Source organism: Buttiauxella sp. B2 (assembly GCF_006376615.1).
Taxonomy (GTDB): Bacteria; Pseudomonadota; Gammaproteobacteria; order Enterobacterales; family Enterobacteriaceae; genus Buttiauxella.
Genome location: NZ_VEXQ01000015.1, coordinates 106,575 through 117,596, shown reverse-complemented (window position 1 = coordinate 117,596; position 11,022 = coordinate 106,575). Strand labels below are relative to the sequence as shown.

Annotated in this window: 12 protein-coding genes; 3 read left to right on the top strand and 9 right to left on the bottom strand. The window is 52.1% G+C overall.

The genetic code is table 11. From position 1 onward, the window contains the following. Positions 1-1,105: EAL domain-containing protein (locus FH968_RS16570; RefSeq protein ID WP_139881537.1), on the top strand; the 1,105-nt coding region annotated here is incomplete at its 5' end. 152 nt (positions 1,106-1,257) lie between these two features. After that, complete coding sequence (cueP, locus tag FH968_RS16565) at positions 1,258-1,812, top strand: copper-binding periplasmic metallochaperone CueP (RefSeq protein ID WP_370451520.1); 555 nt, start codon at positions 1,258-1,260, stop codon at positions 1,810-1,812. Positions 1,813-1,866: 54 nt separating this feature from the next. Here the strand turns inward: cueP and FH968_RS16560 are convergent, their stop codons facing one another. Genes FH968_RS16560 through FH968_RS16545 form a run of 4 tightly spaced genes read right to left on the bottom strand, consistent with a single transcriptional unit; the run spans position 1,867 to position 4,912 of the window. Continuing rightward, positions 1,867-2,367 carry a nucleoside deaminase gene (locus FH968_RS16560; protein WP_139881533.1) on the bottom strand — a complete coding sequence of 167 codons (501 nt, stop codon included), beginning with the start codon at positions 2,365-2,367 and terminating at the stop codon, positions 1,867-1,869. Positions 2,368-2,381: 14 nt separating this feature from the next. Beyond that, positions 2,382-3,140, bottom strand: a complete 759-nt coding sequence (locus tag FH968_RS16555) for an ABC transporter permease (protein WP_139881530.1) — start codon at positions 3,138-3,140, stop codon at positions 2,382-2,384. Further along, positions 3,137-3,916, bottom strand: coding sequence for an ABC transporter ATP-binding protein (locus tag FH968_RS16550; RefSeq protein WP_139881528.1), 780 nt, complete (start codon positions 3,914-3,916; stop codon positions 3,137-3,139). The genes FH968_RS16555 and FH968_RS16550 overlap by 4 nt, the downstream gene beginning before the upstream one ends. A 9-nt stretch (positions 3,917-3,925) precedes the next feature. Further along, positions 3,926-4,912: an ABC transporter substrate-binding protein gene (locus tag FH968_RS16545; RefSeq protein ID WP_223271330.1), complete on the bottom strand. Its 987-nt coding sequence runs from the start codon at positions 4,910-4,912 to the stop codon at positions 3,926-3,928. A 306-nt stretch (positions 4,913-5,218) separates the two neighbouring features. On the opposite strand from FH968_RS16545, the gene FH968_RS16540 reads away from it, so the two are divergent. Beyond that, positions 5,219-6,193, top strand: a complete 975-nt coding sequence (locus FH968_RS16540) for an MDR family oxidoreductase (RefSeq protein WP_139881526.1) — start codon at positions 5,219-5,221, stop codon at positions 6,191-6,193. A gap of 102 nt (positions 6,194-6,295) precedes the next feature. On the opposite strand, the gene cobT is transcribed toward FH968_RS16540, so the two are convergent. The 5 genes from cobT to FH968_RS16515 are packed head-to-tail and all read right to left on the bottom strand — an operon-like array spanning position 6,296 to position 11,014. Continuing rightward, on the bottom strand, positions 6,296-7,348 hold the full coding sequence (cobT, locus tag FH968_RS16535; RefSeq protein WP_139881523.1) for a nicotinate-nucleotide--dimethylbenzimidazole phosphoribosyltransferase: 1,053 nt from the start codon (positions 7,346-7,348) through the stop codon (positions 6,296-6,298). A 42-nt stretch (positions 7,349-7,390) separates the two neighbouring features. Further along, positions 7,391-8,137: an adenosylcobinamide-GDP ribazoletransferase gene (gene cobS / locus FH968_RS16530; RefSeq protein ID WP_223271329.1), complete on the bottom strand. Its 747-nt coding sequence runs from the start codon at positions 8,135-8,137 to the stop codon at positions 7,391-7,393. Continuing rightward, on the bottom strand, positions 8,134-8,676 hold the full coding sequence (gene cobU / locus FH968_RS16525) for a bifunctional adenosylcobinamide kinase/adenosylcobinamide-phosphate guanylyltransferase (protein ID WP_139881521.1): 543 nt from the start codon (positions 8,674-8,676) through the stop codon (positions 8,134-8,136). Before cobU ends, cobS begins: the two co-directional genes overlap by 4 nt. Further along, entirely contained in the window at positions 8,673-10,208 is a 1,536-nt protein-coding gene (locus tag FH968_RS16520) for a cobyric acid synthase (RefSeq protein ID WP_139881518.1), read from the bottom strand. Before FH968_RS16520 ends, cobU begins: the two co-directional genes overlap by 4 nt. Then, on the bottom strand, positions 10,208-11,014 hold the full coding sequence (locus FH968_RS16515) for an ATP-binding cassette domain-containing protein (protein ID WP_139881516.1): 807 nt from the start codon (positions 11,012-11,014) through the stop codon (positions 10,208-10,210). Before FH968_RS16515 ends, FH968_RS16520 begins: the two co-directional genes overlap by 1 nt. Between the last annotated feature and the right edge of the window lie 8 nt (positions 11,015-11,022).

The following is an 11,022-nucleotide window of genomic DNA, read 5'->3' as shown; positions in this document are numbered from 1 at the left end:
TGTGGTCTACCGGGAGGTTGTCGGCAACGACAGTATCACGGTGAGACTCTATGGTTACCTGCTGTTCTCCGGGCTCGATAAGATGAGCACCAATGCGCCCCTGAGTCTGGTTGTGGGACCACAGCGATGGACTGCCGGGGAACCCCCCACCGACCAGCTCTTCCCCCTTGAATCACCAGGCTATCTGGAGCAGCCATCAAGTCGGTACCCGTTTCGGATCATTACCCGCATATATCCCGCTGACTATTTCGATAATATCTGGCGTTTTTCCAGATTCAGTCTCATTGCCTGGACTCTTCTGAGTCTGGTTGCGGGTGTCTGGGTGTTCAGAAAGTCGGGCCGCATGCACTCGCCCGAGCAAGAATTGCGACGGGCACTGGAACACCGGGAGTTCATTCCCTACATCCAGTCCGTAGTGTCCGGTGAGGATAAACGCATGACAGGCTGTGAAGTCCTGATGCGTTGGCAACATCCTCGGCAAGGCATCATATCGCCGGATCGATTCATTCCCACAGCGGAACACAGCAGCCTTATTATCCCCATGACCCGGGTTCTGATGGAGCAGGTACGAGAACAGTTTTCCCCCCTGGTACATCAGCTACCTGAAGGCTTCCATTTTGGCTTCAATATCAGTGCAGCACACTGCAAGGACTTTAGCCTGGTGGAGGATTGCCGCGTGTTCATTGATACCTTCCGGGACAATCCCATCACGCTGGTGCTTGAGTTAACCGAACGCGAGCTGTTGGTAGCGGATGATAAAACGGACCAACTGATTGCCGAACTTCACGCCCTCGGAGTCCTCATTGCTATTGATGACTTTGGCACCGGAAATTCCAGCCTGAGATACCTGCAAAACTTCAGCATCGATATTCTCAAAATCGACAAGAGCTTCGTCAGCATGATTGGGACTGACGCACTCTCCGCACATATCGTGGACAACATTATCGACTTAGCGAACCGGCTCGACCTGAAACTGGTGGCGGAAGGGGTAGAGACCGAGGTGCAGTCTACCTACCTGAGGACGCGTAACGTGACCTTCCTGCAAGGGTATTTGTATGGCAAGCCCATGCCGGTATCAGAATTTCTGAGCCAACTGCCCGCCTGAGCGTCGCCGTTTCTTTTAACTGAGGCAAATTGGCATGGAAGCCTCTAAACCCCTACTTTCTGTAAAGAATTGCATATCCTTTTGACCCTCCCCTTACGGGAAGGTTTAGAGTCTGTGGCAGTTTAACTCTCTCTTTTAGAAAGGAATCAATGATGAAACCAGGTTTGAAAAAACAGGCGCTTTTCGCTTTGCTGGCTCTGGGTATGAGTGGTGCTGCATTCGCGGCACAAACGGATGCAGAATTTCTTGCGGCACATGGTTTAGCGGGAAAAACGACCGAACAAATGGTAGAGGCAATCGACGGCTCGCCACAGCCACGCCCTCTGCCGTATAACGCAGGCATCACCAGCACCGAATTAAAATTGTCTGATGGCACACAGCAATTCAGCTATCCATTGGGTGACAAGTTTTATCTGTCGTTCGCACCATATTTGACGCAAACCCATCCTTGCTTCAACCACAGTCTTTCTGGTTGTCGTGGCGAGTTAGCAAATACGCCGTTTGATGTAAAAATCACCGATAAAAACGGCAAAGTGCTGGTGCAAAAAAGTATGACAAGCCACGCGAATGGGTTTGTCGGTGTCTGGTTGCCGCGTGATATTGAAGGCACGATTGAAGTGCGTTATCAGGGTAAAACAGCCCGTGCACCCATTGCGACGCATGAAAGTAGCCAGACATGTTTAACTACGTTGCCGCTGCAGAGTTAGTTCATGTCAGATGTCGCTGAGGCTAATCTGACCTACATTAGCCTCAGCGACCACTCAACGAGCCGACCAAAACGCTTGCTGCATCGCCCGCGTTTCTTCAATAATTTCTGGCACCGGGCCAATCAATTCCACTGGTTTCTGGCAGTGTTCAAAGACATATTTTGACGACACACTCATGGTCGGATTTTCCTGGTGGCTACCCGTCGCTTCCAGTAACTGGCTCTCATACATCCCAAACACTACCCGTCCGATGTTTGCCCAGTAAGCCGTTCCCGCACACATGCAACAAGGTTCTACGGCGGTATATAGCGTGCATTGCCAAAGATAATCGGCAGTGAAATTGCTGGCTGCTATCCGCGCAAGCGTCGATTCCGCATGGTTAACGGTGTCGATGTTGCATTGCTCAAGCAGTACAGTTTCGTTATCTGGCGCCACCAGCAGTGCACCAAAAGGGTGGTGCCCAAGAGCAATCGCGCGTTCAGCCACCGCATTTGAACGGCGCAGATGACGTAAGACCTGTTCTTTACTCGGCGTTGGCCCACGTTCTACAGACATATTTCTCTCCTTCCTTATTTCGCGTCGATGCTCCACGGGAACAGGCGTTTTTGCAGCCAGCTCACTAGCCCGTAAAGAGTCAAACTACACACCACCAGCAAAAATAGACTGGCGAAAGCCAATGGGATCTTAAACGATGAGGTGCTGAATAAAATCAGATAGCCAAGCCCCTGGTCAGCGGCCACGAACTCCGCCACTACGGCACCGATTATCGACAGCGTAATCGCCACTTTTAGCGCGCTGAAAATATACGGCACTGCGTACGGCATACGGATTTGCCAATATTCACGGTTACGTGGCGCACGTAGAGTTTTAGACAGTTCGAGCAGTTCCGTCGGTACGGAATTCATCCCTGTCGCGGTGGAAATCACCAGCGGGAAGAAAGAGATAAGCGTGGTTATCACCACGCGCGGCAACATGCCGGAACCGAGCGTTACGACAATAATCGGCGCAATTGCCACCACTGGCGTGGACTGAATCACAATCAGCCACGGCAGCACCAGACGGGCGAGCAATTTAGAGCTAACGATGGCAATCGCCAGTGGCAAGGCAATCACAATCGCCAGCAAAAAACCGCCCAATGCGACACTCAGCGTTGCCAGGATGTGCGTAAACCAACGCCCGGCATCTAGCGTGCTGACGGAGGCAAAAATTGCAGACGGCGACGGCAGGATAAATACCGGAATAGCGAAGAGTTTGCACGCTCCTTCCCATACTGCCACCGCCACAATCAACGCCAGCAACGCGATGTACCGTTCCAGAAACACTCTCATGCAGGCTCCTTGTGGCGGCTAAAGACTTTATGGCGGATTTCTGCAGTTAACTGATGAAACAACGGATGATTAAGCGTTTCCTCATCTCTTGGGCGCATCAGCGGTACATCAATAATCTCGCTCACTCGCCCTGGACGTGCGCTCATCACCACAATGCGATCCGACAACAGCAAAGCTTCCTGAATCGAGTGGGTCACAAACAGTACCGTTTTTGGGCGTTCATTCCAGATACGCAACAATTCAAAGCTCATTTCGTCGCGCGTCAAGGAATCCAGCGCAGAAAACGGTTCATCCATTAACAAAATATCCGGGTCATGCAATAACGAGCGGGCGATGGAAACACGCTGCTGCATCCCACCGGATAACTCCGCCGGGCGCTTTCTGGCAAACTGCATCAGGCCGGTCATTTCCAGTAATTCATGGCCACGAGCAATGTCTTTGGCATCAACACGACCATACTTATGTTTCATCGGAAAAGTGATGTTATCCAGCACATTGAGCCACGGCAGAAGCGTTGGTTTCTGAAACACAAACCCCATTTCGTCGCGCGGTTCAGTGACCGGTTTGCCGTACACTAAAATCGCGCCACTACTCGGCTTGAGCAGCCCGGCAATCAAACGCAAAATGGTTGATTTCCCGCAGCCTGACGGGCCAATAAACGAAACAAATTCATGGCGGCGCAGTGTCAGATTCACCTCATCCAGCGCCGTAACTTGGGTGCCATCTGCAGAAATAAATGTCTGATTGACGTGACTAAGCTCTATAACAGGCTGCATGGCGTTCCCTTATTTAGCGAGATAACTACGGTCGACCAGTGATTCCGGATTTACTTTATCGAGGGGATATTTCATGGATTTCGCCACCCATTCCCAGGTGTGTTTCAGCAGCGTTGGGTCAAACTGGCCAAGGCCATCACGCTGGCTGATTTCGTTATCTATCAGCGGTTTTGTGACATTAAAATCGGCTTCTAACATCGTGGCATCCGCTTCTGGAACCATCGTTTTTTGGTCAGCGGCGGCTTTGTCCGGGTGTGCCAGACTAAACTCGATAGACTTTTTCGCCGCGCGCAGGAAACGCGCCACCACGTCCGGTTTTTCCTGGATGAGCTTATCGGAGGCGAAGAACGACAAGCCGTAGCCGTCAAGACCGTAATCCGTCCACGCCAACTCGAGTGGTTTTTTACCGACCTGTGTCAACGTCGCGTCTATGATTGGGCGATTGGTTGACCACACCACAACGCCATCAACACGCCCTTGCGCCAACATAGGTACCAGCGTGCTGGGGTCAGCTTTAATCTGTTTCACACTATCTGGGTCAACGCCGTTGCTTTGCAGCATGATCGGCAATAGCGCGTTTGATGCAGAAAAGGTCGGTATACCCAACGTTTTACCTTTCAGGCTTTTCATGTCGGTAACACCGCTGCCCTGCCAGGAATAAATCGCATCTGGTTGTTTTGAATAAATGCTCATAATGGCTTTTACCGGTATACCTCCTTCCGCCTGCGCCATCATTAATGAGGCAATGCCACCAGTACCAATATCTGCCGCACCCGAGGCAATTTTCGTCAGCGTGTCACTGCTGCCCCGGCCTGGTAAAATGGTGATATCCAACCCTTCGGCTGCATAAAACCCTTCTTGTACGCCAACAAAAACAAATGCTTTATCACCACCGTTTGGCATCCAGTCGAGTTGCAGTTTTAACTTATCTACAGCCGCGGCATGCGCACTTGCCAGCACCAGGGCTACAGCGGTTGTCAGTGTGATTACACGCATGGTTATCTCCTCAAAGGGGGGTATATCTGCCCGGCAGATGAATGTGAAACATTTGTCACAACACCTGGAAACTTTTGTTTCAAACATACGAGTGGCAAGGGCAAAAGTTAAAATATGAAAATCTTATATACCCTTTAGCATTCAAGTTGCAGCCAACCCCCTGCAGCTTGAAGGATGATGGGTATTACCTGATAAAAAGCAGGTGGTTGAACTGGCTCCCTTTATTCTCAGGCGCGAGAGGTATACCGTATTGGGCATCAGAAACATCTCAACCGGAAAACCCGGTTTCAAGAATGAGGATTCACCATGAAAGCAGTCGTACTTGAACAAGTTGAAGGCCAGACTCAGGCCGAGGTAAAACAAATCTCCGCACCGGCTGAAGATCTGGGAAATGTGCTGGTTGATGTTGAGTGGTCAAGCCTTAACTATAAAGATGCGCTGGCAATCACCGGGAAAGGAAAAATCATCCGTAACTTCCCGATGGTACCGGGTATTGATTTTGCAGGCCGTGTGGCAAGCAGCGAAGACGCCGCTTTCAGTGCGGGCCAGGAAGTCGTGTTGACCGGCTGGGGTGTTGGCGAAAACCATTGGGGTGGCCTTGCAGAACAAGCTCGAGTGAAATCCGAATGGCTAGTCCCGTTGCCTGCTGGGTTAAGCGCGCGTAAAGCGATGGTCATCGGCACCGCAGGCTTAACCGCCATGCTGTGCGTAATGGCGCTGGAAGATGCAGGTGTTACACCGCAAAGTGGTGAAGTTGTCGTGACCGGCGCCAGCGGCGGTGTGGGCAGTACAGCAATCGCTCTGCTGCACGCATTGGGCTACCAGGTTGTAGCGGTGTCTGGCCGTGAATCAACCCACGAGTATTTGCGCCAGTTGGGTGCCAACCGTATTTTGCCACGCAGTGAATTTGCCGAAACGCGCCCGTTGGAAAAACAAGTCTGGGCCGGTGCGGTGGATACTGTTGGCGGCAACGTGCTCGCCAAACTGCTGGCACAAATGAATTACTCCGGTTGTGTCGCTGCTTGCGGCCTGGCAGGTGGATTCGCCCTGCCAACTACCGTAATGCCATTTATTCTGCGTAACGTGCGTCTGCAAGGTGTGGATTCCGTTAGTGCACCGCTTGAGCGTCGTATTGCTGCATGGAAACGCCTTACTGAGCTGCTGCCAGAAAGTTTCTACGAGACTGCGACTACGGAGATAAGCCTCGAGCAAGCGCCAGCCGTTGCTGAGAGTTTTATGAGTAATGAGATTCAGGGGCGTACGCTGGTGAAGATTAAGTAAGCAGCCAGTCAGTGCCGGATGTCGCTTACGCTAATCCGGCCTAAGAAAGCGGCTATTGGGTGGATTAGCGTAAGCGACATCCACCTTTTCTACTCTGAATCTCTAGCCCGGCAATACGATATTGCTGTCCGCCAACGACCCCATCTCATTGTGCATCGCGCACGCCGCATCGACTAAATGCATCGCCAGTGCCGCACCACTGCCTTCGCCTAAACGCATACCCATCTGCAAATACGGTTCAAGCCCCAGCTTATTCATCGCAATCACCGCACCTTTTTCAGCCGACAAATGCGACGGGACTAAATAATCACGCACGCCTGGTGCAATCTGGCAGGCTGCGAGTGCTGAGGCATACGACAAGAAACCATCCAGAACGACAGGAAGCCCGGCTGCTGCTGCCCCTAGCATTACGCCCGTCATGCCCACCAGGTCAAAACCACCTACTTTCGCCAGTACGTCAATACCGTCAGTGGCATCCGGCTGATTGGTTGCGATGGCTTTGCGTACTACCGCAATTTTGTGGTGCATTTTGTCGCCCGGGAAATTTGCCCCCATACCTACAACATCATCAGGAGAGCTATCAGTTAGTACGCTGACCATCGCTGCCGCAGGCGTCGTGTTCGCCATACCCAACTCACCCACGCCAAATAACGTGACACCTTCAGCTGCTTTTTCCATGGTGAGTTTCATGGTTGCCAGCAATAAATCTTCTGCTTGTTCGCGGCTCATCGCCGGGCCTTGTGCAATGTTGCCACTGCCGCGCGCCACTTTCATATCCAGCACACCTGGCAGTGCATCGCTGTCGATACCGACATCAACTACATGAATATCTGCGCCCACGGTCGCACCCAGAACGCACACGCCAGTGTTGTGGCGCGTCATGTTCATCGCCTGAATAGCAGTAACAATTTGCGGGGAAATCGCCACACCTTCCGCGTAAACACCGTGATCGGCACACATCACGAGAATGGCTTTGCGTTTGGTATTCAGGCCGTTCTTCATCCCTGGCATTCCCGCCAGTTGCACCGCTAACGCTTCCAGGCGCCCGAGACTGCCGAGCGGTTTTAGCAAGCCATCAATGTGTTTTTGCGCATGTGCCATTGCTTCGCTATCAAGCGGTGAAATCTTTGCCAATAAAGAGTGTAGTGTTTGCATTTTTTATTCTCATAAACGTTATAAAAATCAGTTCAGGGCGAGTTATCGCAACAGTGCCAGCAGGAAAACAACTTCACCTAATTCGATTGCAGCACCCAAGGTGTCACCCGTTTGCCCGCCGAGCGTACGGCGTAGCGCCCACGCCAGGCCAAATATGGCAAGCAGTGTCACAACCAATGCCAAAAGCCCCGCGCCAGACAACAGAATGGCGCATAACACCGCCCCTCCGGCGAGGGTCAGCAACGTTTGGGTGCCCGTCACTTTGCCGATGAACAGATTGCCCAACCCTTTTTCACGGGCATATTGATGGCGGTACATCAGCAACACGCTCGCGGTGCGTCCGGCGACGGAAGCCGCAGCCAATACCGCCAGCATGTTACCGCCGCGCAATGCCAGTTCACTCACCACCAGCACTTTCATCACAATCACAAAAATAAGCGCCAGCCCGCCGTGTGTACCGAGACGGCTGTCACGCATGATTTCTAGCATACGGTCACGGGCACGCGCCGAGAAAATACCGTCGCAGGTATCTGCCAGGCCATCAAGATGAAAACCACCGGTCAGCAGCGCAAGCGCCAGCACATAACCCATAGCGGCGAGCGGCAATCCAACCCAAGGTTGCAGCAGCGTAAACACCACGCCCGCAAGCGCCCCCAGCACCAGGCCAACAAACGGGAAGGTGACGATACCCCGCACATACTGATTAGTTTCGATGCCCAGCGCCCAGCGCCCAGGCACCGGAATGCGGCTCATAAACTGCAAGGTGGCAAAGAACAAACGGAAAATCATTTAATTTTTACTCCAATACCTGAAACAACTAGCCATACTTCATCGGCACTCTGCGCCAGGCGCTGGTTCACTCGCCCGGCTATATCACGAAAATGCCGCGCCAGGCGGTTTTCCGGCACAATGCCCATGCCTACTTCGTTAGTTACCAGAATCACTTCTGAAGGACTTGCGGCACACGCCGCAAGCAAGATGTCGATTTGCTGATTAACCCCCTGTTCAATCTCAACAAAATCCCAGTCATCTTCTGGCAGGCGGCCTGCCACGTCGTACATCACGTTGGTAATCAGCGTGGTAATACATTCCAGCAGCACCGCTCCCTGGGCATCGTTTTGCTCATTAATCACCGTGTTTAATTCGCGATACTGTTCCACGGTTCGCCAGTGCGATGGGCGGCTATCGCGGTGGTGTTGAACACGCGTCGCCATTTCATCGTCAAAGATTTTCGAGGTGGCGATATACAACACGCGATCAAAGTTTGCCGCCAGCCGTTCCGCATGGCAGCTTTTACCACTGCGGGCGCCACCCGTGACTAATTTCATGCCGGTTGCTCCTGATGTTCATGCATAATCTGGTAAATCCTTTTGATATCAATGTGTTCACGCATCGCGTCAGCCAGAATATCGAACTGCTGGTTTTTATGGTTTTGATAGTCAAATACTTCGCCTTCCCAGACGTTCAGCCCTTTGCGTTGGCGTAAGCTATCCAGCAGCCCGCGGGTAAATTCAGCGCTATCAAACAGGCCATGCAGATAAGTGCCCAGCACCCGCCCCTCTTCACTGATTGCACCATCAACATTATGATAAGGCTGAGTATTGCACTCCGTAAAGATGGCAAACGGTGAGGTATTTTCACCCCGCTGCGTTTCACCCATATGGATTTCATAACCCTGCAAAGTGGTGGATGAGCACGCGGCAAAAACGCCAGCAAGTTGCGCCTGAACATGGCCTGCCACACGTGTTGTGGTTTTTTCGTTAGCAAAACGGGTGACAACATCCAGCAAGCCAATACCTGGCATTTCGCCAAGCCCCGACTCCACTTCGTCGTAAATATGCTGTCCGAGCATCTGATAACCGCCGCAAATCCCCAGCACAACGCCATCATTGCTATGGTGCGCCAGCAGCGCCTGTTCGAGTCCGTTTTCCCGCAGCCAGTGCAAATCACCAAGGGTATTTTTACTGCCTGGCACAATTACCAGGTCACTGTTTGCCAGCTCATCAGGTTTGCTGACATAGCGCAGGCGCACATCGGGTTGTGCTGCCAGCGCATTAAAATCGGTGAAGTTCGACATATACGGTAATTTCAGCACCGCGATATCCAGCTCTTTCGGGGTAGCCTCGTCGTATTTTCCGCGTTGCAGCACCACGCTGTCTTCATCTTCAAGATCGACATTCAACCACGGCATCACACCTAATACCGGTACACCTGTTAACGCTTCAATTTGTTCGATACCGGAGTAAAGCAGCGCTACATCACCGCGAAATTTATTGATGATGACGCCTTTAACCCGCCACTTTTCATGCTCAAGAAGCAGCGCAATAGTGCCGTAAATCGCCGCGAATACGCCGCCACGGTCAATATCTGCCACCAGAATCACCGGACATTCTGCCAGCTCTGCCATACCCATATTGACGATATCGCGGTCACGCAAGTTGATTTCTGCCGGGCTGCCAGCACCTTCGAGCACCATCACGTCATGCTCTGCCGCAAGGCTTTGGTAAACCTCGCGGATTTGTGTTTTCAGCTGTGGTTTGTAGTTGTGGTAAGTGACAGCATCCATATTGGTGGCGACTTTGCCCATCAATACTACTTGCGCTTTGCAGTCGCTGGTTGGCTTGAGCAGCACCGGATTCATACGCACATCAGGGGCAATACCTGCGGCTTCAGCCTGGAAGATTTGCGCCCTGCCCATCTCTTTGCCATCTGGCGTAATACCAGAGTTGAGCGCCATGTTTTGCGATTTAAACGGTGCGGTGCGGTGCCCGTCCTGGGCAAAAATACGGCAAAGGCCCGCCACCAGCATACTTTTGCCAACATCTGAAGCAGTGCCCTGGACCATTATTGCAAGACTCATCATGCCTCCTTTGAAATGCGCAAAGTGTCGAACAGTTGGGTTTCGGTTTTGCACAGCGGGAACCCAAGTTCGCTATGCAGTTTGACCAGCCACGGCTGTACCAGCCCAGCTTCACGCAGCATTTCGGCCTGGCTAAATACCTCACCAGGCTCACCCGCCGCCATAATTTTTCCGCCATTGAGCACATACACGCCGTCGCAGACTTCATAAATCAAATCAATATCGTGGCTTGAGATAACCACATGCTTACCGTGCGCAGCTATTCGGGCAATGATTTCAATCATTTGCTGCCGCCCAGAAGGATCAAGCCCTGCGGTCGGTTCATCCAGCAATAAGTAGTCGGCTTCCATCACCAGAGCACCAGCAATCGCCACACGTTTCTTTTGCCCGTGGCTGAGATATTGAATCGGTTTATGGCGAAAAGATTGTGCGTCCACAAGGTGAACGGCGCGCTCTACGCGGCGGCTAATATCGGCTTCATCGACACCCAGGTTACGCAAACTAAAGGCGATATCGCTATCAATATCGGTATAGAAAATTTGTTGTTCCGGATCCTGGAATACGGTGGTGACGCGCTGACGATGTTCGATAAGTCCAGCTTTGCTGTAATTTAGCGGTTTGCCCTGCCACAACACAGCACCCTGCTGCGGGCGCAAAACACCGTTCAGATTCATAAACAGGGTGGATTTCCCGCAACCATTCTCACCGACAATGCCCGTCACCGGATAACGTCCAAAATCGAAGGTTAAGTCGTGCAGAACCGTCTCATCCTGATAGCGAAAAGATAAATTTTGCGTAGTAAGCATCGGTGCGG

Excerpts from the sequence above, each read along its gene's own strand:
- cueP (WP_370451520.1), top strand. The coding sequence starts at position 1,258 with ATGAAACCAGGTTTGAAAAAACAGGCGCTTTTCGCTTTGCTGGCTCTG.
- FH968_RS16560 (WP_139881533.1), bottom strand. The coding sequence starts at position 2,367 with ATGTCTGTAGAACGTGGGCCAACGCCGAGTAAAGAACAGGTCTTACGT.
- FH968_RS16555 (WP_139881530.1), bottom strand. The coding sequence starts at position 3,140 with ATGAGAGTGTTTCTGGAACGGTACATCGCGTTGCTGGCGTTGATTGTG.
- FH968_RS16550 (WP_139881528.1), bottom strand. The coding sequence starts at position 3,916 with ATGCAGCCTGTTATAGAGCTTAGTCACGTCAATCAGACATTTATTTCT.
- FH968_RS16545 (WP_223271330.1), bottom strand. The coding sequence starts at position 4,912 with ATGCGTGTAATCACACTGACAACCGCTGTAGCCCTGGTGCTGGCAAGT.
- FH968_RS16540 (WP_139881526.1), top strand. The coding sequence starts at position 5,219 with ATGAAAGCAGTCGTACTTGAACAAGTTGAAGGCCAGACTCAGGCCGAG.
- cobT (WP_139881523.1), bottom strand. The coding sequence starts at position 7,348 with ATGCAAACACTACACTCTTTATTGGCAAAGATTTCACCGCTTGATAGC.
- cobS (WP_223271329.1), bottom strand. The coding sequence starts at position 8,137 with ATGATTTTCCGTTTGTTCTTTGCCACCTTGCAGTTTATGAGCCGCATT.
- cobU (WP_139881521.1), bottom strand. The coding sequence starts at position 8,676 with ATGAAATTAGTCACGGGTGGCGCCCGCAGTGGTAAAAGCTGCCATGCG.
- FH968_RS16520 (WP_139881518.1), bottom strand. The coding sequence starts at position 10,208 with ATGAGTCTTGCAATAATGGTCCAGGGCACTGCTTCAGATGTTGGCAAA.
- FH968_RS16515 (WP_139881516.1), bottom strand. The coding sequence starts at position 11,014 with ATGCTTACTACGCAAAATTTATCTTTTCGCTATCAGGATGAGACGGTT.